General features: G+C 50.3%; 18 protein-coding genes. 16 read left to right on the top strand and 2 right to left on the bottom strand.

Annotated elements, in window-relative coordinates:
• Position 1: 1 nt before the first annotated feature.
• Together F463_RS0105510 and F463_RS0105505 are read right to left on the bottom strand one after the other, a co-directional pair.
• Positions 2-1,756: an ATP-dependent DNA ligase gene (locus F463_RS0105510; RefSeq protein ID WP_018986059.1), complete on the bottom strand. Its 1,755-nt coding sequence runs from the start codon at positions 1,754-1,756 to the stop codon at positions 2-4.
• Positions 1,753-2,829 (bottom strand): ligase-associated DNA damage response exonuclease, encoded by a 1,077-nt coding sequence (locus tag F463_RS0105505; protein ID WP_018986058.1) that lies wholly within the window; start codon positions 2,827-2,829, stop codon positions 1,753-1,755. Before F463_RS0105505 ends, F463_RS0105510 begins: the two co-directional genes overlap by 4 nt.
• Before the next feature lie 548 nt (positions 2,830-3,377).
• Between F463_RS0105505 and F463_RS14125 the strand changes: the two genes are divergently transcribed.
• The 16 genes from F463_RS14125 (at position 3,378) to F463_RS0105420 (ending at position 22,493) form a co-directional block, all read left to right on the top strand.
• On the top strand, positions 3,378-4,394 hold the full coding sequence (locus tag F463_RS14125) for a methyl-accepting chemotaxis protein (RefSeq protein WP_018986057.1): 1,017 nt from the start codon (positions 3,378-3,380) through the stop codon (positions 4,392-4,394).
• Positions 4,395-4,420: 26 nt separating this feature from the next.
• Positions 4,421-4,789, top strand: a complete 369-nt coding sequence (locus tag F463_RS0105495; RefSeq protein ID WP_018986056.1) for a response regulator — start codon at positions 4,421-4,423, stop codon at positions 4,787-4,789.
• 52 nt (positions 4,790-4,841) lie between these two features.
• A complete protein-coding gene (locus F463_RS14120) occupies positions 4,842-5,165 on the top strand; it encodes an STAS domain-containing protein (RefSeq protein ID WP_018986055.1) in 324 nt (107 codons plus the stop codon).
• Between the two features lie 25 nt (positions 5,166-5,190).
• Positions 5,191-7,374: a chemotaxis protein CheA gene (locus tag F463_RS0105485; protein WP_018986054.1), complete on the top strand. Its 2,184-nt coding sequence runs from the start codon at positions 5,191-5,193 to the stop codon at positions 7,372-7,374.
• A 58-nt stretch (positions 7,375-7,432) separates the two neighbouring features.
• A complete protein-coding gene (locus tag F463_RS0105480; protein ID WP_018986053.1) occupies positions 7,433-9,058 on the top strand; it encodes a methyl-accepting chemotaxis protein in 1,626 nt (541 codons plus the stop codon).
• Positions 9,059-9,135: 77 nt separating this feature from the next.
• A complete protein-coding gene (locus F463_RS0105475) occupies positions 9,136-9,660 on the top strand; it encodes a chemotaxis protein CheW (protein ID WP_018986052.1) in 525 nt (174 codons plus the stop codon).
• Between the two features lie 249 nt (positions 9,661-9,909).
• A complete protein-coding gene (locus F463_RS0105470; RefSeq protein ID WP_018986051.1) occupies positions 9,910-10,722 on the top strand; it encodes a CheR family methyltransferase in 813 nt (270 codons plus the stop codon).
• Between the two features lie 15 nt (positions 10,723-10,737).
• The gene (locus tag F463_RS0105465; RefSeq protein WP_018986050.1) at positions 10,738-11,265 is read left to right on the top strand and encodes a chemotaxis protein CheD; all 528 of its coding nucleotides are present in this window, start codon (positions 10,738-10,740) and stop codon (positions 11,263-11,265) included.
• 14 nt (positions 11,266-11,279) lie between these two features.
• Entirely contained in the window at positions 11,280-12,356 is a 1,077-nt protein-coding gene (locus F463_RS0105460; protein WP_026295334.1) for a protein-glutamate methylesterase/protein-glutamine glutaminase, read from the top strand.
• Positions 12,353-13,069 (top strand): DUF2490 domain-containing protein, encoded by a 717-nt coding sequence (locus F463_RS0105455; RefSeq protein ID WP_018986048.1) that lies wholly within the window; start codon positions 12,353-12,355, stop codon positions 13,067-13,069. The genes F463_RS0105460 and F463_RS0105455 overlap by 4 nt, the downstream gene beginning before the upstream one ends.
• A 285-nt stretch (positions 13,070-13,354) precedes the next feature.
• The gene (locus F463_RS0105445) at positions 13,355-15,679 is read left to right on the top strand and encodes an FdhF/YdeP family oxidoreductase (RefSeq protein WP_018986046.1); all 2,325 of its coding nucleotides are present in this window, start codon (positions 13,355-13,357) and stop codon (positions 15,677-15,679) included.
• Positions 15,669-16,016 (top strand): hypothetical protein, encoded by a 348-nt coding sequence (locus tag F463_RS0105440; RefSeq protein ID WP_018986045.1) that lies wholly within the window; start codon positions 15,669-15,671, stop codon positions 16,014-16,016. The genes F463_RS0105445 and F463_RS0105440 overlap by 11 nt, the downstream gene beginning before the upstream one ends.
• Positions 16,017-16,111: 95 nt before the next feature.
• Positions 16,112-17,548: an aminotransferase-like domain-containing protein gene (locus tag F463_RS0105435; RefSeq protein WP_018986044.1), complete on the top strand. Its 1,437-nt coding sequence runs from the start codon at positions 16,112-16,114 to the stop codon at positions 17,546-17,548.
• A 261-nt stretch (positions 17,549-17,809) separates the two neighbouring features.
• Positions 17,810-21,049: a response regulator gene (locus F463_RS0105430; RefSeq protein WP_088177805.1), complete on the top strand. Its 3,240-nt coding sequence runs from the start codon at positions 17,810-17,812 to the stop codon at positions 21,047-21,049.
• Positions 21,027-21,386: a response regulator gene (locus tag F463_RS0105425; protein WP_018986042.1), complete on the top strand. Its 360-nt coding sequence runs from the start codon at positions 21,027-21,029 to the stop codon at positions 21,384-21,386. The genes F463_RS0105430 and F463_RS0105425 overlap by 23 nt, the downstream gene beginning before the upstream one ends.
• Positions 21,387-21,422: 36 nt before the next feature.
• Positions 21,423-22,493, top strand: coding sequence for an HD domain-containing phosphohydrolase (locus F463_RS0105420; RefSeq protein WP_018986041.1), 1,071 nt, complete (start codon positions 21,423-21,425; stop codon positions 22,491-22,493).
• Positions 22,494-22,653: the final 160 nt, after the last annotated feature.

Raw genomic sequence — 22,653 nt, 5'->3', positions numbered from 1 at the left:
GCTAAGCCGCATCCTTGCTGTCGGGGCGCGAAGCCTCTGGTAACAATGCCTGTAAGGTTTGCAGTGTATCGGCTTCGGCTACCGGTTTATCCTGCCGCCAGCGCAGCATGCGCGGAAAGCGCACGGCAATGCCACTTTTATGGCGGCTGCTTAAAGAAATCCCTTCAAAGCCTAACTCAAACACCATGGTCGGCGTGACGCTGCGTACCGGACCAAATTTCTCAACCGTGGTTTTGCGGATAATTGCATCCACCTCACGCATTTCGGCATCGGTGAGGCCAGAATACGCTTTGGCAAACGGCACCAGTTTGCGGTCGGGATTATCCTCAGGGCTATCCCACACCGCAAAGGTGTAGTCGGTATACAGGCTGGCGCGGCGTCCGTGCCCGGTCTGGGCATAAATCAGCACAGCATCGGCCGTGTACGGGTCAATCTTCCATTTCCACCAGACACCGACATCCTTGGTTCTGCCGACGCCGTAGCGCGCATCCTTGCGCTTGAGCATAAAGCCTTCCACACCCAGGCTACGCGATGCCTGGCGCTGGCGGTCCAGGTCCTGCCAGCTGCCACCTGTGATCAACGGAGATATTTGCAGCTGTGGCTGCATGCAGGTCGCTACGATTTTTTCCAGTTGTTCGCGCCGGATGGATTGCGCTTGTTCGCGCCAGTCTTCGCCCTGCCATTCGAGCAGATCGTAAGCCAGTATCACGACGGGCAGGTTTTCCAGGATTTTAGCGTTTAAGGTTTTGCGGCCTATGCGTTGTTGTAGCAAGGCAAACGGTTGGACTTGCCCCTGGCTTTGGGAGGCTTGGGATTGGACATTGGTCTGATGTTTGATCTGTTCAGGATCAACTTCAGTCCCCGGCGCAGGCGCATGTTTCCACACCACCAGTTCGCCATCAATTACCGTGCCATCCGGCAGTTGGCTAGCCAGCACCTGTAATTCGGGAAAATGGTCGGTCACCAGTTCTTCGCCACGTGACCATACCCACAGCTGACCGTCGCGTTTGACCAGCTGGGCGCGTATGCCATCCCATTTCCATTCCACCTGCCATTGCTCAGGGCTGCCAATCGCTGCTGCAAACTCGTCAGTCGGCAATTGCAAAGGATGCGCCAGGAAAAACGGGTAGGGCTGGCCTTCACTGCGTTCTTCACACTCTTGATTGACCGCTGCGATCAGCTTCTGGTAATGCGCAGCAGTCGGCCTTGCCGAAAGGTCGGTGTAGCCAACCAGGCGCTGGGCAATGCGTTTGGCATCTATGTCTGCCACGGCAGCCAGGGCACGTGTCACCAGCAGTTTGGAAACCCCGACGCGGAAACTGCCGGTAATCAGCTTGATACACACCATCTTGCTGCGCTGGTCCAACTGCTGCAATAACGGGATCAGTTGCAGCGTCAACACTTGGGGTGCCAGGCCGCGCAAGGGTAATAATTTGTGTTCTACCCATGTTGCCAGCCCTTCGTCCGAGGTATGGGAAGATTCAGGCAGCAGCAGCGCCATGGTTTCCGCCAGGTCGCCCACGGCATGGTAGCTTTCTTCAAACAGCCATTCCGGCAGGCCGGCGACACTCAGTGTCAGTTCGCGCAGTAATTTGGTCGGGACCAATTGCCGTGGCCGCCCACCGGCCAGGAAATACACCGCCCATGCGGCATCTTCGGGGGCGGCTGCAGAAAAGAAATCACGCAGCGCAGCCAGTTTGGCGTTGCTGCTTGTGGTAGCGTCCAGCCGGTTGTAGAGATCGGCAAATGCTTTCAAACCGTTGCCTTTGCCATGGTCATATGATCACTGCCATCAGCCTCAGGCGGCAGTGTTGCTTCTGGTGGCAAGTCCGTTTCCGCTTCAGCTGCTTCTTCACCGTATTCGGTGGCAAATCCCTGCGCATCCAGCCCTTGCTCACACAACCAGCGAACCATGGGATGAACCTGCCCATGCGTGACAAACACACGTTGCGCGCCTGTCGCCTGTATGGCGGACTGCAACCCCGGCCAGTCTGCATGATCGGACATAATAAAGCCGCGATCCACCCCACGCCGCCTGCGCGTGCCACGTAACTGCATCCAGCCGCTGGCAAACGCATCCGAATAATCCCCAAAGCGTTTCATCCACGGCGTGCCTTGCGCCGAGGGTGGCGCCAGTACAATACTTTTTCCTATCTGTGATTTGTCCTGCATCTCGCTCACATATTGTGTCTCCGGCAGGCGAACACCGCCTTCGCGATAAACCTTGTTCAATGGCTCTACTGCCCCATGGACCAGGATGGGGCCTATGTGCGGGTTGAGCCCGGATAATATCCGTTGGGCTTTACCAAAGGCGTAGCAAAACAGGACGCTGGTGCGGTTTTGATTGGCATTGCTGTGCCACCACTGGTTGATGTCGGCAAAGACTTCGCTTTGCGGCTGCCATTTATAAATCGGCAGGCCAAAGGTGGATTCGGTGATAAAGGTATGGCAACGCACGCTTTCAAAAGGGGCGCAGGTCCCGTCCGGCTCCACTTTATAATCGCCCGAGGCCACCCATACTTCTCCCTTGTATTCCAGGCGTACCTGAGCAGAGCCCAGGACATGTCCGGCAGGGTGCAGGCTCAGCTTGACGCCATGATGATTGATGCTTTCGCCATATGCCAGCGTTTGCAGATGGATGTCTTCACCCAGCCGCTTGCGCAAAATACCTGCACCGGCTGCCGCTGCCAGGTAATGTCCGTGGCCGGTACGCGCATGGTCGCCATGCCCATGCGTGATCACGGCACGATCCACCTGCCGCCAGGGGTCGATATAAAAATCGCCCGGCGGGCAATACAAGCCTTCCGGGCGGGCTACCACTAACTCCATGGGATTAAATCCATCACATGTTGTGATCATTAAACATGATGATATGACAGTCAAAATAGAATTTCATTCTGTATGCTCCGAATAAAAAGTATTGAGATGACGGGAGAGGATGCGTCTGATGAAAGAAGTCAGTTGCAGTGGCATCACTCCATATTTCTCCATTTGTTGTTAATTTTATTTATATCAAATTGATTTTTTTACACAAAAATAAAGGTTAAACATGAGGGCTTGTGTCATTTATTTGACTTAAGCTTAGTCACGTCATTTTCCAGGAAATTTTCATGAAAAATGATGGCACGATAACCATTAAAGTCATTTTTTGTGAGTGCTCACTTACGCTTAATTATTTTTATATATTATGTTTTTGTTATCTTGATTTCTGAATATTCTACCAATCAAAAGCGTCTCGGCATCTAGGCAGTTTTCCCGTACCAAAATTTGAACAGGAAAGTGCATTCTTATTGATTAATCAAATTAATTTAAATCATTTATATTTATTTCAAATAAATTTTGGCTGGCCGCCTGGTTAAATTTTAAGGATCGAATGCATGCAGAACCATTATGTTCAAAATATCAATACAAATGATGTGCCGGAGTTTCGAGAGGAACTGCTGCAACAATTATGTGCGTCACTGCTTCCAGTGTGGGCTGACCAGATTCATGCTGCCAAGACGCTGACCAGCAGTTCTATTGATGAGTTGAGTGCGAAATTTTCAGGGCTGTCACAAAGTGTGAGGGCAGTGACCAGCCAGGAGCAGTCACAAAGTAACCAACAGTTGCTTGAATTACTCAACCTTAGCCAGGACCAATTAGCTACGGTGATTGTGTTGCTCAAAAATAGCATCGAAGAAAAACAAACTTTGCTACAGGCTGTTTCCACGTTGTCTGGGTATACCAAGAACTTGCTGGACATGGCAGATGTGGTTACCAGAATTGCCAAAGAAACCGGGATGGTGGCAGTCAATGCTGCGATTGAGGCTGCGCGCGTGGGTGACCGCGGACGAGGCTTTGCTGTGGTGGCGGAAGCGGTTAGAAGATTGTCTACAGATGCCGGGACAACTGGCTCTCATATTTCCGAAACCGTTAAAAACGTGTCAGAAGCCATTAAAAATGTTTCCCAGGTCTCTAAAGAGTTTGAAGCAAAAGATGCCAAAACGCTGGTGGAGGCCGAGCAGATTGTGAACTCTGTCGTAGATAAATTTGGACATACCGCTAACGCAGTTATCCAGGCCAGTCAGCAGATGATGAATGAAAGCCAGCATGTGGCTAATGAAATTGACCAGGTACTTTACGCCTTGCAATTCCAAGATCGTGTCAGCCAAATGCTTAGCCACGTGCAACAGGATATCGAAAAACTGAATCACAGGGTCGACGATGTCAATGGCCTGGGCAGTGTCGATGAGTGGTTAAGGGAGCTTAAATCCACTTATACCATGCGCGAGCAAACCCAGATTCATGAAAAGCGTGCTAAGCCCGCTTCTAGATTCGGAAAAAAAACTTTCGGTGCCAGCACTCCCCCGCCAGCCAGCACCAGCAACGATGCAGATGACATCACTTTCTTTTAAATGCTTTTGATAACAAGGATATCGCCATGGCAAAAACCATACTTATTGTAGACGACTCTTCCTCTTTACGATCCGTGGTTGGCACTGCCCTTAAAGGGGCAGGCTACGATGTGATTGAAGCCGAGGACGGTAAGGACGCACTCACCAAGTTAAACGGGCAAAAAATTCACCTGATTATTAGCGATGTGAACATGCCTAACATGAATGGCATTGAGTTCCTCAAGGCCAGCAAACAAATTCCGGCCTACAAATTTACCCCTGTCATCATGCTGACGACAGAAAGTGCAGAAGATAAAAAAATGCAAGGTCAGGCAGGTGGTGCCAAGGCCTGGATGGTGAAACCGTTTCAACCACCACAATTATTAAACGCAGTCTCCAAATTAGTGCTGCCATAACGGTTAACAAATCAGTGTTGTCGGCCAATCTTATCTCTCACGGAGTATTCCTATGCCAGTCATGATCAATACCAATGAAGCGCGTTGTGTGCTGACCTTCAGCGGCGAGCTGAATATTTACAACGCGGCCGAGACACTGTCACAGATTAAGGCTGAAATGAGCAACACATTGCCCATTCATGTGGATTTGGCCGCGGTGGATGAAGCTGACGCGGCTGGCTTGCAGATATTGATGGCTATCCGCTTACACACCCTTTCCCATGGCCTGGCTTTCCAGCTTGAAAATCCCAATGAAGCGGTCATGGCATTGATTGAGCTTTCGGACATGGCCGGTTTTTTTGGCGTCACCCAAGTGTTTACTGATATCGCCGCTTGAGACCAATATACGAGGATAAAACACCATGCAACTAGATGAGTCCCTGCAGATTTATATCATTGAAAGCCGCGATTTGTTGCAGCAAATGGAAGAGGCTTTGCTCACACTGGAGCAGAATCCGGAAGACGAGGAAAAGATTAATGCCATTTTCCGTGCCGCGCACACCATCAAAGGGTCGGCAGGATTGTTTGGCCTCGATTTTATTATCAGCTTTACCCACGTGGCCGAAAGCGTGCTCGATAAAGTCCGTAATGGCCAAGTCCCGGTGACCGAAGAAATTGTCGCGCTGTTCCTGGAGGTAGGTGACTTTATCTGCAAGCTGATTGATCATGTCGCCGAGGGGACCACCCCTGACGCCGATACCATGGTGGTGAATGATGGCCTGATTAACCGCCTGAATGTCTATTTGGGTGCGCCTCGTGCAACTGCAGCTGCATTGCCTGTTGCCTCACAGAATGAGGCTTCAGGTGTGGTGGAAAGCTTGGATGGTGTAGAGACCAGTTGCTGGCATATCTCATTAAGATTTGGGCCTGACACTTTCCGCAGCGGCATGGATCCTTTCAGTTTCCTGCGCTATATGAACACCATGGGCAAGATTGTGCATGTCGCGACCATCACCCAGGCACTGCCATCTCTGGAAGAAATGGATGCAGAGAGTTGTTACCTGGGTTTTGAAATCAGCTATGAAAGCCAGGCAAGTAAAGTTGAAATCGAAAGTATTTTTGATTTTGTTCGTGACGATTGTGACATTCATATCCTGCCACCGCACAGCCAGGTTCAGCATTATATTGACCTGATTGACCGCCTCTCGAATGAAGAAATGAAGCTTGGGGAGATCTTGGTCAAGTGTGGCACTCTGACCCCAACGGAGCTTGAAGCGGCACTTGTTCAACAGGCTGATGTTGCCACGGTTGATAAACAACCTATTGGTCAAACGCTCATTAATGCGCAGTTGGTACAGCCAGCGGTGGTGAATGCTGCGCTTGAAAAACAACGCCAGGTCAAAGAAAGCAAAAATTCAGAGTCCAACTATATTCGCATAGATGCCAACAAGCTTGATGAACTGATTAATCTGGTGGGTGAGCTGATTATCGCAGGGGCTGGTGCTACCCTGATCGCCGACAAATTAGGTGACGGTGCCATGAACGAGGCCACTTCCAATATTTCTACACTGGTAGAACAAGTGCGTGACTCAGCGCTGGCGCTACGTATGGTGCAAATTGGTGCCACGTTTAGTCGCTTTAACCGTGTCGTTCGGGATGTGAGCAAGGAGTTGGGGAAAGATATCCGGCTGGAAATCAGTGGCGAAGAAACCGAACTCGATAAAACCGTGGTGGAAAAAATCAGTGATCCGTTAACCCATCTGGTGCGTAACTCTATGGATCACGGTATTGAATCCGCCGAAGTGCGTGTCCCTAAAGGCAAGCCCGCTTATGGCACGCTCAAGCTTAACGCTTTCCACGATTCAGGCAGTATTGTGATTGAGGTCAGTGATGATGGCGCAGGCCTTAATCGCGACAAGATCCTGGCCAAAGCCATAGACAAAGGCTTGGTATCTGCAGAACAGTCACTCAGCGATAAAGAGATTTATAACCTGATTTTTGAAGCAGGTTTTTCAACGGCAGATGCCGTGAGTAACCTGTCCGGCCGCGGCGTGGGCATGGATGTGGTCAAGCGCAATATCCAAGCCTTACGCGGCACCATAGACATTCAATCCACGCCAGGGCTGGGATGCACCATGAGCATCCGCCTGCCGCTAACGTTGGCGATTATTGACGGCTTCCTGGTAGGAGTCGCAGATTCCTCCTATGTGGTGCCATTGGACATGGTGGTGGAATGTATCGAATTGTCGGCTGAAGATTACGCGTCTTCAGTCAGCGATAAACGTAACTTTATTAACCTGAGGGGCGAGGTATTGCCTTACCTCAAGCTCAGGGATGAGTTCGAATGTAAAGGGGAACCCCCCATACGGCAAAACATCGTCGTCATGCAGTACGCAAATCAAAAAATAGGATTAGTGGTGGATAAGTTAATTGGTGAATTCCAGACCGTGATTAAACCCCTAGGCAAGGTGTTTGAGCATGTGAAAGGTATTGGCGGCTTCACCATTCTAGGCTCAGGCAGTGTGGCATTGGTGCTGGATGTGCCGCGCATGATGCAACTGGCCAATATGGAAAGCATAAAAGAACAGGCGCTCGTCGAGAGTTGAATCATCACTTTGCGAGCAGTTTAGCCACAATTTATTGATTAAAGAAAGCAGGTTTGTAATGAAAGTCTCACACAAAATATCACTCATGATTGCCATTGCAGTCATTGGGTTATTCAGTTTGATCGGTCTTAGCTATAGCAGCATTGAAAAGGTATTTGAAGCCACAAACAGTGCTAACGTCAATAGCATCCCAAGCATTAATACACTCAATGAGAGTATGAAGAAATTTGGTCAATTGCGTGTCAGGGTGTATCGCCATGTGCTAAATACCGACCAGAACAATATGACCCAGATCGAAGAGGCCATTAATGAAGCAAGAAAAGGTCTCGAAGATGCGCTCGTCAAATATAACAATCAATACATTGCAGATGCCCAGGACAAGGCGTTGTTGCAAAAAGTGCGCAAAGGCCTGGACGCTTACGTGCCAGGCATGACAGAAGTGATCAAGCTATCCAGAGAAGGTAAACAAAAGGAAGCATTGGCTATTCTTACAGCAAATGCCAAGCTGGCAGAAGAACTGAATACGGCCATTGATGAACATATAGTGTATAACCAGACGCTGGCCCAAGCCTCCGCTGAAAGTGCGAAGGCCATTAAATCGTCTGCAATAACCATAGGTTTATTAGTCGGCGGCGTGCTTTCATTAGTGGTGTTTGGATTAGCATTTTTTACTATCCGCTCAATAACCCGTCCATTGAATAGCGCGGTCAAATCTGCCAATGCGATGGCTAGCGGCGATCTCACCCAACGTGTGGAAGTGAATTCAAAAGATGAAATCGGGCAGATGATGGCCTCAATGAAGATGATGTCTGAAAAAATCAGCAATGTGATTCATGAAATCAAATCTTCTGCTGACAACATTGCGAGTGCTTCTGAACAAGTCAGTGCCACAGCACAAAGCATCAGCCAGGCCACCAATGAGCAAGCCGCTTCAGTCGAAGAGACGTCTGCCTCTGTTGAACAGATGAGTGCGTCGATTAACCAGAACGCTGAAAACTCCAAGGTGACTGATGGCATTGCTGGTAAAGCGGCGACAGATGCCAACGAAGGCGGTGCAGCGGTTAAAGACACAGTGTCTGCCATGAAGAGTATTGCTGACAAAATCAGCATTATTGACGACATTGCCTACCAGACTAACTTGCTGGCTTTGAACGCGGCGATTGAAGCGGCACGAGCGGGTGAGCATGGCAAAGGCTTTGCCGTGGTGGCAGCCGAGGTGCGCAAGCTGGCCGAGCGCAGCCAAATCGCTGCACAAGAGATTGGCGAAGTAGCCAAGAACTCTGTCGGTTTGGCTGAGCGTGCTGGTGACCTGCTGGACGAGATCGTCCCTAGCATCAATAAAACCAGTGACCTGGTGCAAGAGATTTATGCCGCGAGTGAGGAGCAAAGCAGTGGCGCATTGCAGATTACAGCTGCTATGAACCAATTAAGCCAGGCCACACAGCAAAACGCCAGTTCGAGCGAGGAACTGGCAGCGACGGCAGAAGAGATGAGCGGCCAGGCTGAGCAGTTACAGCACCTGATCGGCTTTTTTAAAGTTAGCCTCGATGACATGCCTGTGTCTTCAGCCACAAAAAAAGTGATACAAAAAGTATCTAAGCCCCTGACTTCTAAAGTTGCGGCGAACCCGTCTCATCATGACTATGAGGCGCAAATCGATGAAGCTCAGTTTGTAAAATTCTAATAGGTGTGTGGCCAGGGTATCGGTAGCCAGCGCGTGGCTTACCGATAGGCCTGACTGCATCTGCGAAAGGAAAAATGATGAGTGAACTCATTGTGGCACAGCCACCAAGAACTCCGCAAGCGGTGAAAGAAAATGTGATCCAGCAATACCTGACCTTTGTCCTCGGTCGAGAAATATTTGCCCTCAATATTCTCAATGTGAAAGAGATTATTGAATACGGGCAATTGACTGAGGTCCCCAAGATGCCAGTCTTTATCAGAGGCGTTATTAATTTGCGCGGCGCCGTTGTCCCCGTGATCGACATGGCGGCACGTTTTGACAAACCCAGTGCACAAATCACGCGTAAAACCTGCATCGTGATTATTGAAGTTGCGCATACAGGCGGTACGCAAGTCGTGGGCGTCATGGTTGATGCCGTGAATGAAGTGGTAGAAATCGAGTCAGGCAATATAGAGCCAGCGCCTAGTTTTGGCGCTAACATCCGTGCCGACTTTATCGAAGGCATGGGAAAAATCGATGGCAAGTTCGTTATTATCCTGAATGTCAATAACGTATTGTCTATGGATGAAGTAGCTGCCTTGGCTGGAAGCATTGTGCAATAACGAGTTAGAAAAGCAGTGACCCAGTAGTCTAAGTTTCACGACAAGTGTATTGAGAGGCTATTGGGAATGGTAATGAAGGTCGATTCACAAGACCATCGATTTTATTGAAGCATGGACAAGATTAAAGGCAAATTCATTATTTTGTTCCACGTCAACAAGGTCCTTTCTGTCGATTAAATTTCCAGTCTGGTCACCGGTACCAGTTTGGCAAATTAGGGTTATTTAAGTTAAACGTTAAGGGTGGTAGAGATGGACCAAATTGAATCGCTGACGGCCAAAGAGTTCGGCTTATTCAAGAGTTTTATTTATTCGCAGGCCGGGATTGCATTATCGGATGTAAAAAAACCGCTGGTCAGCGGTAGACTCACCAAACGCCTGCATTTTCATAGATTGAATTCATTCACACAGTATTACAAATTGATCAATGATCCTGCCAATGCGACCGAGAAACAGATTGCGATTGATTTGCTTACGACCAACGAAACACATTTTTTCAGGGAACCCAAGCATTTCGATTTCTTTAAAGATGTCATTCTGCCCAAACGCAGCAAGGGCAGGCCTTTCCGCGTGTGGAGTGCAGCCTGCTCTTCTGGCGAGGAGCCTTACACCATTGCCATGATGCTCGATGAACACTTGGGCAAGGAGCCATGGGAAATCGTCGCCTCGGACTTAAGCACCAAAGTATTGCAGCAGGCACAAAACGGTTGCTACAAGATGCAGCGTGCGTCAGAAATTCCAAGGCAATATTTGACCAAATATTGTTTAAAAGGCACGGGTGATCATGAAGGTGATTTGCTCATCGTTAAAGAGCTGAGGCAGCGAATTAAATTCTTACAGGTCAACCTGACCAAACCTTACCCGGACCTTGGCCAGTTTGATGTGATTTTTTTGCGCAACGTCATGATTTATTTTGATGTTGAGACCAAGCGCATGATTACCAACCAAATGCTGCCTCTCTTGAAAAAGGACGGCTATTTTATGATCAGCCACTCCGAGAGCCTGAATGGTGTCACCGAAAAATTTGTTTCCGAAGTGCCGTCCATTTACAAAAAAAGCGCCTAACTTTTAGATATATTGATGCGTACGCAGCCTGCTTTGAATGTTGGATCATTAGACAAAAAGCCTGAGGAGGTTTTTGAGGTCTTTTTACAACCTGGTGAATTTTACTGGGGAGACGCAGACACCCGGATCAGGACCATATTGGGGTCCTGCGTAGCAGTGACCATCTGGCATCCTGAAAAGCAGGTGGGTGGTATGTGCCATATTATCCTGCCACAACGTTGCGAAGCTCATAAGAATCAGGCGATTGCAGAGAAATCGGCCAAATATGCAGACGAGGCGATCACCTTGATGATGTATGAAATGACCAAGATTAAAGTTCGCCCTAATGATTGTCAGGTCAAGGTGTTTGGCGGTAGTAATATGTTTCCGAAATTGCATATCAACCACAAACACAATATTGGCGACAGAAATCTACATGCAGTGTTAAAGCATCTCGCAGGCAATGGCTTTCAGGTAAGTGCCAATCACTCCGGGGGCAAGGATTCACGCTATATCATTTTTGATATCTGGAGTGGATTTGCCTGGGTGAAAATCAAGGCTTAACGCGAAGGGGAAACATGAAAAAAATAAGAATTATGATTGTGGACGATTCAGCCGTGGTCAGAAAAGTGCTCACTGAAAAAATCGCCAAATCGTCTGAGATCGAGGTGATTGCCTCGGCCTCAGACCCTATTTTTGCCATGGATAAAATGGTCAAGGATTGGCCGGATGTTGTGATCCTGGATGTAGAAATGCCGAGGATGGACGGTATTACTTTTCTCAAGAAAATCATGGCGCAACGTCCGACACCGGTCATTATCTGTTCTACCCTCACCGAGAAAGGTGCCGAGACTACCATTCAAGCACTGGCCGCCGGGGCAGTCAGCATTGTGACCAAGCCCAAAGCAGGGTTAAAAGATTTTTTAGAAGATGATGCCAACGACATTATCAACGTGATTAAGATTGCGGCCAAAGCCAACCTGAAACGCATGGTGCAGATGGAGCCGGTGGCCAAAATACAGCCCAAACTGACTGCGGATGCGGTACTGGCTGCGCCCAGCACTCGAGCCATGGCACAAACGACAGAAAGTATTGTTGCGATTGGCACCTCTACCGGTGGCACACAGGCGCTGGAAGCCGTGCTGACAAGCCTGCCTCGCGTATCTCCCGGTATGGTGATTGTGCAGCATATGCCAGAGAATTTTACCGCAGCGTTTGCCAAGCGGCTCAATGATTTGTGTGAGATTGAGGTGAAAGAGGCTGCGCATGGTGACCGCGTGATTCCCGGCCGCGCCCTGATTGCCCCTGGCGGCAAGCATATGCTGCTTAAACGCAGTGGCGCTCAATACCATGTTGATATCATCGATGGCCCATTGGTCAGCCGTCACCGCCCCTCGGTCAACGTGCTATTCCGTTCGGTAGCGCAACAGGCCGGTAAAAACGCCCTGGGAATCATCATGACGGGCATGGGTGATGACGGTGCGCAAGGATTAAAAGAAATGCTGGACGCCGGCGCAGAAACCCTGGGGCAAGATGAACGAAGCTGTGTTGTTTATGGCATGCCCAAAGAAGCACACAAACTGGGGGCGACCCCTAAAGAAGTGGCGCTTAGCAAAATCCCTCTCGAAATTATGAATTACTGGAATAAGAAATGAAATCCCTATTAAATAGACTGCCATTTAATCTTAAACCCTGGCTGCAAACGGCAGTCGCGCTGCCCTTGTGTATGCTGGGCAACCTCGCCATGGCCGACGTCGAAGAAGATGGGCGGTACTGGCTCAATATTTATGCACAAGGCAAGTTGCCGGTGGAAAACCTGTACTGGAGCATGGATACCCACCCGCGTTGGCGCGATGAGGGTAAACATTTCGATACGCTGATTCTGCGTCCTGCCATTTTCTACAAGGTGACGCCAAAAGCCAGTCTCTGGCTAGGGTACGATACGGTCATTAACCATCCTGCGGGCGCTTCTTCCTATAAGGAAAACCGCCTGTGGCAACAGTTCTTATACCAGTTTGACCCGGTTGCCAGCGTGAGTTGGAGTAGCCGATCCCGCCTGGAAAACAGGGATCGTGAAGACTTTAGCGAGCATGCCTATCGTTGGCGACAGATGGTGCGTGCCAGCATGCCTTCTACACTCAATCCGCATTTATCCTGGGTGGTGTATGACGAGCTGTTTATCAATTTTAATGACACCAATTGGGGTGTGCGCAAAGGCTTCGACCAGAACCGTTTGTTTCTGGGGGTCAACTGGAAATTCAGCGATTTTAGCAATGCGGATATTGGCTACCTGAACCAATACATCAATACCAAAACAGTTGACCGCGAAAATCATGTGCTCATGACAGCCATCCGCTTTAACTTCTAGCACCATCCCTGTTAGGGAGCGTTCGTATTGCTACCGCCGTGTGCAAGAGACGGCGGCAGCGCATCATCCGATTCGTGGAGCCCGATGCTCGTCCCTTCTGTGAGGGAGACTCCAGCCTGCACTTTGTGTCTTTGATGGCCTGACTGTACCCTAAAAATTAAGCCTGTCTGTATCTGGTTTCCTTGCCCGGCCTGCCTTACGATGGCATTCATCAAAATTCCTCAGGGATTAGGCTGGCAAAGGTAAACCAATGTCAGTCTATCCTCTGACACCATAGTAGGACATATGTCACAACCAAAAGCTACCATTAAACCATATCACCACCCGGCTGCCGGTTGGGGGGCGTTAAAACAAGTGGCTGCGCAACTCGCGCTGCAAAAAATCCCTGTGAAGGGTGTGATGACCCTGCTGGCGCAAAACCAGCCGGATGGATTTGACTGCCCGGGGTGTGCCTGGCCGGATAAAGAACATACCTCTACCTTTGAGTTTTGTGAAAATGGCGTGAAGGCGGTGGCTGCAGAAGCGACTGCCAAGCGCGTACCACCAGCGTTTTTTGCTAAACACACCGTCACCGAGTTGATGGGGTGGGGCGATTTTGAACTGGAAAATGAAGGCCGGTTAACACACCCGATGCGTTATAACGCGGCCACGGACAAGTATGAAGAAGTTTCCTGGGACGACGCATTCGCATTGATCGCCTCGCACCTGAATGCCTTGGCGGATCCGAATGAGGCGATTTTTTATACCTCAGGCCGTGCCGGCAATGAGGCGGCTTTTCTTTATCAATTGTTTGTGCGTGAGTTTGGCACCAACAACTTCCCTGATTGCTCCAACCTTTGCCATGAATCCACCAGCATTGCTTTGCCTGCTACGGTTGGTATAGGCAAGGGTTCAGTCACATTGCATGATTTTGAGCATGCGGACACTATCCTGATTTTTGGCCAGAACCCGGCCACCAATCATCCCCGTATGCTGGGCGAATTGCGCGAGGCCGCCAAGCGCGGTGCGCGTATCGTGGCGATCAACCCATTGAAAGAGCGCGGCCTGGAGCGGTTTGCTGACCCGCAAAGTCCGTTTGACATGTTGTCGTTCAAGGGCAGCAAAATCAGTGACCTGTTTATCCAGCCTAAGCTGGGCGGCGATTTGGCGCTCATCAAGGGCATGATCAAATTTGTCATCCAGTGGGATGACGAAGCCCTCAGGCTTGGCACAGAGCGTGTGGTTGACGTGGATTTTATCGAGCAGCACACCAACAACTTTGAGGCGATTGCCGAAGATGCCCGCCAGGAAAGCTGGGCGGTGATTGTGGAAGAGTCTGGCGTCCCCTTGGCGCAGATTGAGGAAATCGCACGCATTTATGCCACCGGTGACCGCGTGATCTCTACCTGGGGGATGGGCATTACCCAGCACAAGCATGGGGTGGCCACGATCAAGACCCTGGTCAATTTAATGCTGTTGCGCGGCAATATCGGCAAGGAAGGGGCTGGCCTGTGCCCGGTGCGCGGTCATAGCAATGTGCAGGGCAACCGCACGGTAGGCATTTACGAAAAGATGCCAGCAGAATTCCTCGAAAGCCTGGAACGCGTGTTTGATATCAAAGTGCCCAGAACACCGGGTTATGATGCGGTGGGTGCCATACAGGCCATGATAGACGGTAAGGCTAAGGTGTTCTTTGGCCTGGGCGGTAATTTTTCCATTGCCACGCCCGACACTGACCGTACCTGGGAAGGCATGCGCAACTGCGATTTGACCGCGCATGTGACCACCAAACTGAACCGCAGCCATCTGGTGCACGGTAAAGAAGCCCTGATCCTGCCATGCCTGGGCCGTACCGAGATTGATACCCAGGAAAGCGGCCCGCAAGGGGTGACCGTGGAAGACTCCATGAGCATGGTGCATATCTCTTACGGCATGAACAAGCCAGCGTCGCCGCATTTGCTGTCTGAGCCTGCCATCGTTGCGCGCCTGGCCCATGCCACGCTCAAGCACAGCAAAACGCCCTGGCTGGAATATATCAAGGATTACAGCAAAATCCGTGATGCCATTGAGCAGACCATGCCGGTGGCTTTCAAGGATTACAACGAACGCATCAAGGTGCCGGGTGGATTCCGCATGCCGGTACCTTCCAGCGAACGCATCTGGAATACACCGTCTGGCAAGGCCGAGTTCACCTTGCAGGCCATTCCGCAAAACTCGCCTATCCACCAGGCGCGTGAGCAATATGGCGACCAGTTGTTTGTGTTGATGACGACGCGCTCACATGACCAATACAACACTACGATTTATGGCATGGATGACCGTTACCGCGGCGTGTTTGGCCAGCGCCGTGTGGTGTTTATGAACCCGGCAGATATTGAACGCATGGGGTTGCAGGCAGGCGATTGGGTTAACCTGGTCAGTGTCTGGCAGGATGGCATTACTCGCCGCGCAAATAATTTCCTGGTGGTGTCTTACGACATTCCGCAGGGCTGCCTGAGCGGCTACTACCCCGAAACCAATAACCTGGTGTCTTTAGAAAGTGTGGCTGACCAATCACGTACGCCAACCTCAAAATCTATCCCGGTCATTATTGAGAAAACCACAGTAGCCGAGGTAGCCAATGCTGCGTGAGTATGATGCCTATCCAGAGCAGGCATTAGAAGCATCTGCCCAGATAGAAACTTCTGTCGAGGAAGGCTTCCTTTCCGAATATGTACCGCTGGATCACAGTACGGTATTGATGCTGGGTATTCTGGAGTTGCTGCATGCTGAACATGCACAGGGCAGGGCGGCTGTGTCCCTGGCCGTCATCTGCAAACGGCTGGGCGTCCGCATGAGTACCCTGCAACGCTTGATGACCGCGCTTAGTGAACAGGCATTGGTGGAAGTGTTTACGCAAAAAGAGCGCCTTGTTGCCAGCCTGACACAAGGTGGTGAAGAAGTTTCGCTGGCGCTACAGGCTGCTTAATCCACCACTGCCGTTTAATCACAGCGTATTGAAACGCTAGCCATGGCGATGGCTGGAGTATAATCAGGCATCAAAACTCCTGCCTGCTTGCCTTCATGAAGCTTTATGTCTCGTTCGCCGCCCGCATCCGCGCCATGATTGACGAAGGCGTGCTACGGCCCGGTGAACGGATTTTCTCGGTGCGCCAAGCCAGCCAGAAATATGAGCTCAGTATCAGCACCGTACTACGCGCCTATCTGTTGCTCGAACAGGAAGGCGTCATCAGCAGCCATCCGCAATCCGGTTATTACGTCACGCCGCGCAAGCGCTTGCAGCAAAAGCAAGCTTCCCCGCTAGCTAAAGATATCAACCTGTCCGAGATTGATGCCAGCAAACTGGTGCTGACCACACTCAAATCCATCCGTGAATTTGGCACGGTGCCGCTGGGTTCACCGTTTCCGGATCCACAACTGTTCCCACTCAAGCGTATCCACCAGTATGAAAAAGCACTCACCGATGATGAAGGAGAGTGGGGTGTACTCAGCGACTTGCCGCCAGGCAATGAATTCTTGCGCCAGCAGATTGCGCGGCGCTACCTGGCAAATGGCATGGATGTATCGCCGGATGATATTGTGATCACCCATGGTGCGACCGAGGCGATTACGCTGTGCCTGCAGGCAGTGGCCAAGGCCGGCGATACGATTGCACTGGAGTCGCCCGGATATTATGCGCTGGCCCACACGGTAGAGCGTCTGGGCATGAAGGTGGCAGAAATCCGTACCGATCCCGCGTCTGGCATTGATCTGGATGCACTGCGTGCGGTCACGGATAATGTGCGGATTGCCGCGGTGATCCTCACCACTAACTTCCAGAATCCGCTTGGGTTTGTCATGCCCGATGACAAGAAAAGGGCCTTGGTGGCGTTTCTCTCTGAGCAAAATATCCCGCTGATTGAAGATGATGTGTATGGCGAACTGTATTTCAGTGATGCACCACCTTTACCGGCCAAAGCTTTTGATCAGGCCGGCATCGTGCTACATTGCTCCTCGTTTTCCAAATCCCTCGCGCCCGGTTACCGAGTGGGCTGGACGACTGCTGGACGCTACCGCCAGGAGGTGGAGCGCCTGATGTTCCTGAATAGCCTGTCGCTGACTTCTGCTCCGCAGATCGCCATTGCCAAATTTATGCAGCGCGACAGTTTTGAGCAGCATCTGAAACAGTTGCGGCACACATTGCGCTCAAACTATGTATTGATGCGCAATGTGATTGAGCAAACCTTTCCTGCCGGGACGCAGCTGTCTGTGCCCCAGGGCGGCTATGTGATCTGGGTAAAACTGTCTCCGGCACTGGATGCGCTTGAGCTGTACCGCAAGGCCATCGACAATGGCATTACTGTTGCGCCTGGGACCATTTTTTCGCGCAAAAAAGAGCTGACCCACTACATCCGCCTGAATTTCAGTCACTTGTGGACACTGGCGATTGAGCAAGCCGTGCGTGATGTGGGCGCACTGGCTTGTGAAATGGTTGCAGCAGACGCTTCAGGCAGAAATTAAGCCGACAGCCGACTGGAAAAGGCCAAGCTTGCCTTGGCCAACGACTCACACTGCAAATTTTTTAAAGCGACTGGCATGGCTGGCCGATTCATACACGCTGCTTGTTGATTTCGTCACAAACCGTTCTGTAAATGTATTACTATAAATACTATTGCCTCTTTTATAAAATTAAAAAGAGGCTGGGGAAGCAGCGTCAACGGATCAATCCTGGGTGTTCTCGAACAGAGGGGGTAATCGGTATGCGAGTGGCAGGAGTCGTTTGTGAAGCCTAGAAAACACGAGTTCTGGGCGTTGGAATCCATGATTATTTATGGATTTATCAGTTTTTTTGTGCTGCTCGTCCTGCTGGGAATCACTAGCATGATTTATCTGCAGCGCTTTTCTGAAAACAGCCAGTGGGTGACGCACACCCACGCCGTGATCTCCAAACTGGACCACGGGTTGAATTTTTTCAACCAGCTGGAAGTTGCCCAGCGGGGTTTTCTGCTGACCGGGGATGATAGTTCTATTACCCGCCGGGATAGTGCCTTGGCTGATTTGCAGAACGAGATTTCGCAACTCGCCGTACTGACCAAGGATAACAATTTCCAGCAGCAGCAAATCATGCTGTTACGGCGTCTGATTGACAGGCGTGTTGTTTATTTTCACCAGATTAACGATATAGCACGTGCAAGCTCTGCCGAAAAGCTACAGGCGCTTTTGCGCAAGGACCTTATCCGCAAGGAAGATATGCTCGAAATTCGTAGTGTGTTCAATGCTATGTCGCTGGAAGAGCAGGGCTTACTCGCAGAGCGTACCCAATCAGAGCAGGACCATGCGAAAGACTTGCTGATTCTTTTTGCGGTGATGTCTGTTGCTATCCTTATTTTTTTCCCGCTTCTGATCTGGCGTATTCAACGGGACCTCAATATACGTAAGCAAGCTTCAATTGAACAAAATCGATTAACGGCTATCCTGGATGCCTCGCCTGACCTCATCGCCAATGCGAGCCTGCAAGGAGATTATTTTTACCTCAACAGTGGTGGGCGTAAGTTGCTGGGAATAGGCGAGCATGAAGATATCACCTCGCAACCCATTTCCCGCATGCGCCCCGCTTGGGCGATTGAATTAATCTACAACAAGGCGATACCGACAGCATTGAGTACGGGTGTCTGGAGTGGTGAAACGGCCTATATCACACGTGCCGGCATAGAGGTTCCGGTTTCGCAGGTAATTGTTGTCCATCATGATGCCGATGGTGTGCCTACTCATTTATCCACCGTGGCACGCAATGTGAGCGATTTCAAGCAGATTCAATATGACCTCACCAATGCTGCCATGTATGATCAAACGCATAGTGAAGTGTTAAGACTTTTTAATGCCAACTATGACCGCGCTAACATCCTTTCAAACATGCTGGATATTTTAGCCAAGTCTCATGCTTTTCCGGTCTCGGCCATTTATGGATATGACGAATGGAGCGGGTTTTACCGCTTGGAAACCGCACATGCTGCCCCCGTAGATATTCTCAATGAATTCAAGCTGGGCCACGGCTTGATTGGTGAAGCCATTCAGAACAATCAAACCCTCATCCTGAGCGAGCTGGATGAATTGCCTTCCTTAACGATTGAAACCGGATTACTGTCATTCAAACCCAAAAGCATCATTATCTGCCCGGTGACTTACCAGGAAAAACGCCAAGCTGTGCTGGTGCTGGCCGCAAGTAAAACGCTGGCTGAGCGTGATCAAACCTTTATCGAGCGTTTATCGGCGCAACTGGGGGTCGCACTTCATAATATCCAGCAGTATGGTGACCTTAAACTCCTGGCCGAACAGCTACGCCTGCGTAGCGAGGAAATTGGCTTAAAGAACGAGCAATTATTGGAAGCCGACAGGATGAAGTCTGAGTTCCTTGCCACCATGTCGCATGAGTTACGCACGCCTTTAAATGCCATTATCGGCTTTTCCGAGATTCTCAGGGATGGCTTGATTGGGCAATTGGCGGATAAACAGAAGGTTTACGTCAATGATATTTTTGAAAGCGGTCAACACTTGCTTTCACTGATTAACGATGTGCTTGATTTATCCAAGATAGAAGCCGGGCGGATGACGCTGGAGCTGGAGATTATCGATGTCAGGGGGTTGCTGCAAAACTGTCTTTCCATCATCAAGGAAAAAGCAGTCTCCCAGCGTGTCCAGTTACACACGCAGGTGTCGGAAGCGTTGGGCACTGGCTTGCTGGATGTGCGCAAGGTGAAACAGATCGTTTATAACCTGTTGTCGAATGCGATCAAATTCACGCCCGAGGGAGGGCATATCACTTTACAGGCGCAGCTGGTTGAGCGCGACGAGATCCTGGCTAAAACAAGACAGATGGCGGGTAGCCATACCTCAGGCTTGGGCACCGATCACCCATTCATTGAGATCGCCATTACGGATACGGGAATTGGGATTGAAGCACAGGATATCCAGCGTATCTTCCAGCCTTTTGTTCAGGTAGAGAGCACTTTATCCCGACGCTTTGAAGGCACCGGCCTGGGGTTGGCGCTGGTGCGCAAACTGGCTGAACTGCATGGTGGTGGTGTGGCCTTGACCAGCACCCCCGGCAAGGGCAGTACATTTACCGTTTGGCTGCAATACAAGGCCAGTTTAGCCGAAACTGCGGCTCGCACCCTGGCCCCGACTGAAGGCATGCGGCCACCGCCAAGCAGTGAGCCACCGCATGTGCTGGTGCTCGAAGATGATGACCGTGCCGCTGACCTGATTCGGCTACAACTTGAGGCAGATCATTGTAAAGTGACGCGTGCAGCCACTGCTGAAATTGCCCTGGCGATTCTGGCGGAGGGTACGCCACCAGATCTGATTACGCTGGATATTCTTTTGCCTGGCATGGATGGCTGGGGATTCCTGAGCAAGCTGAAAGCAAATAAAAAACTTGCCCATATCCCGGTCGTGATTATTTCGATTGTGGCAGATAGCAATCGCGGTTTATCACTTGGCGCTGCACAGGTGCTACAAAAACCGGTTTCTGCGGACGACTTGCAAACGGCTTTATGCAAGCTTGGTTTTGCCAATCCTGGCACGCAACAGCCTGGTTTAAAGGTGCTGGTGGTGGATGACGACCCCAAGGCTGTCGAAATTATTTCCACCTATCTTGAGCATGCAAACCACGCGGTGTTGCGTGCCTATAGCGGCAGTGAAGCCATTGACATTGCAAAATCGCAAACGCCAGATTTGATTGTGCTTGATTTAATGATGCCGGAAATCAGCGGTTTTGAAGTGGTTGAAGACTTAAAACTGGATAAACGGACGGCAAGGATACCCATCATCATCGTCACTTCCAAGTTCTTGACGCCTGAAGAACACTATATGCTTAAAGGACAGGTGTTGGCGGTGCTGGAAAAATCCGAATTCAATCATGGCAATTTCATCAGTGAAGTCCATCGTGCATTAGCGGGTAAGCAAGGCCGCCAGTCACCACGAAAAAGTAAAGGCAAGCATGGCAAGCATACTGATCATTGAGGATAACCCCATGAATATGCGGCTGGCGCAATTGATTCTGGAAACCGCGGGCCATGAAGTGTTACAAGCGGTCAATGCACAGGATGGCATGGAGATTGCCCGTAGCCAGTCTCCAGCGATGATATTGATGGATATCCAGTTGCCAGGCATGGATGGTCTGACCGCTACCCAGTTGCTTAAAAAAGATGCAGACACCCGGCATATCAAGATTGTTGCGTTGACGGCTTTTGCCATGAAAGGGGATAAAGAAAAAATGCGGGCGGCAGGGTGTGATGGTTACATCGCTAAACCTATCCGTTATAAAGAGTTTCTGGAAACAATTGGAGCCTTGCTCTAATCAAAACAATACGCAGGAAGGGGGTGTACATTGGACATGAAAGTCACACGCAAGACCATTCTCATCGTCGATGATGAAGCAACTAATCGCGCCTATCTGGAGACACTGCTCACCTCTGAAGGGTATGTCACTTTGCAGGCACAAGATGGAAAAATGGCCTATGACATGATACTGGCCCATCGGCCTGACCTGATCCTGCTGGATGCCATGATGCCTGTCCTCGATGGTTTCGAGTTGGCTGAAAAATTAAAGAACAATGAAACCACCAAAATTATTCCTATCATTATGCTCACGGCCCTGGCAGATAGAGAATCCAAAATGCGCGCCTTGCAATGCGGTGTTGAGGAGTTTGTGACCAAGCCTGTCGACCGGGCAGAACTCTGGATCAGGGTCCGTAACCTGCTACGCCTCAAGGAATATAATGACTTCCTGGCGGATTACAGTCATACGCTGGAAGAGCAGGTAGAAGAGCGGACCGCACAACTGGTGGCCAGTTACTTTGATTCCATGTTCAGCATTATGCGTGCTGCAGAGTTTCGCGATGAGGAAACAGGCGCCCATATTCACCGCATTGCATTCTTCTGCAAAGAGCTGGCCGCCGATTTAGGCATGCCTGCAGACTTTATTGATACGATTTATCATGCCAGCCCGCTGCATGATGTGGGCAAAATTGGGATTCCTGACCATATCCTGCTCAAACCCGGCCCGCATACGGCAGAGGAGTGGGCCATCATGAAAACACATTCCGCGTTGGGCGACAGTATCCTCGGTCACGGCAAAGGCACTTCCCCTTTTATGATGATGGGGGCAGAGATTGCCTTGAATCATCATGAACGGTGGGATGGCAGTGGTTACCCGCATGGCCTGAAAGGGGAAGAGATTCCGCTGTCTGCGCGTATTATGATGATGAGTGATGTCTATGATGCGCTACGCAGCAAGCGCCCATATAAACCGGCGTTTACACACGAGCACGCGGTTAAAATCATTATGGAAGGAGATGGCCGTACACAGCCTCTTCATTTTGACCCCATGATTCTTGACGCCTTTAAAAAACTTTCTGAGCGTTTCAGGGATATTTTTGAAGAACATGCCGACCCGTCAGAATGACGCGGGTAGAGAAGATGGCTTGACCTCGTTGTGTCTAGAGCCCTCGGGGTAGATTACCTTTACAGAAGGCTACATATTGATCCTCATGATGCCTTGAGGATGTCTGATTGACCTTGCAGGGTGAAATTCCCAAGCCTGAAAAGTCCTCATATTCTTTATT

Source organism: Methylophilus methylotrophus DSM 46235 = ATCC 53528 (genome assembly GCF_000378225.1).
Taxonomy (GTDB): domain Bacteria; phylum Pseudomonadota; class Gammaproteobacteria; order Burkholderiales; family Methylophilaceae; genus Methylophilus; species Methylophilus methylotrophus.
Note: the sequence above shows the minus strand (reverse complement) of the source record. Positions and strands in the feature narration are given on the sequence as shown.

Bases quoted from the DNA above. Each gene is read 5' to 3' on its own strand.
- F463_RS0105475 (WP_018986052.1), top strand. From the start codon at position 9,136: ATGAGTGAACTCATTGTGGCACAGCCACCAAGAACTCCGCAAGCGGTG.
- F463_RS0105425 (WP_018986042.1), top strand. From the start codon at position 21,027: ATGGCAAGCATACTGATCATTGAGGATAACCCCATGAATATGCGGCTG.
- F463_RS0105435 (WP_018986044.1), top strand. From the start codon at position 16,112: ATGAAGCTTTATGTCTCGTTCGCCGCCCGCATCCGCGCCATGATTGAC.
- F463_RS0105505 (WP_018986058.1), bottom strand. From the start codon at position 2,829: ATGGAGTTAGTGGTAGCCCGCCCGGAAGGCTTGTATTGCCCGCCGGGC.
- F463_RS0105465 (WP_018986050.1), top strand. From the start codon at position 10,738: ATGCGTACGCAGCCTGCTTTGAATGTTGGATCATTAGACAAAAAGCCT.
- F463_RS0105445 (WP_018986046.1), top strand. From the start codon at position 13,355: ATGTCACAACCAAAAGCTACCATTAAACCATATCACCACCCGGCTGCC.
- F463_RS0105470 (WP_018986051.1), top strand. From the start codon at position 9,910: ATGGACCAAATTGAATCGCTGACGGCCAAAGAGTTCGGCTTATTCAAG.
- F463_RS14120 (WP_018986055.1), top strand. From the start codon at position 4,842: ATGCCAGTCATGATCAATACCAATGAAGCGCGTTGTGTGCTGACCTTC.
- F463_RS0105460 (WP_026295334.1), top strand. From the start codon at position 11,280: ATGAAAAAAATAAGAATTATGATTGTGGACGATTCAGCCGTGGTCAGA.
- F463_RS0105455 (WP_018986048.1), top strand. From the start codon at position 12,353: ATGAAATCCCTATTAAATAGACTGCCATTTAATCTTAAACCCTGGCTG.
- F463_RS0105485 (WP_018986054.1), top strand. From the start codon at position 5,191: ATGCAACTAGATGAGTCCCTGCAGATTTATATCATTGAAAGCCGCGAT.
- F463_RS0105440 (WP_018986045.1), top strand. From the start codon at position 15,669: ATGCTGCGTGAGTATGATGCCTATCCAGAGCAGGCATTAGAAGCATCT.
- F463_RS14125 (WP_018986057.1), top strand. From the start codon at position 3,378: ATGCAGAACCATTATGTTCAAAATATCAATACAAATGATGTGCCGGAG.
- F463_RS0105420 (WP_018986041.1), top strand. From the start codon at position 21,423: ATGAAAGTCACACGCAAGACCATTCTCATCGTCGATGATGAAGCAACT.
- F463_RS0105480 (WP_018986053.1), top strand. From the start codon at position 7,433: ATGAAAGTCTCACACAAAATATCACTCATGATTGCCATTGCAGTCATT.
- F463_RS0105495 (WP_018986056.1), top strand. From the start codon at position 4,421: ATGGCAAAAACCATACTTATTGTAGACGACTCTTCCTCTTTACGATCC.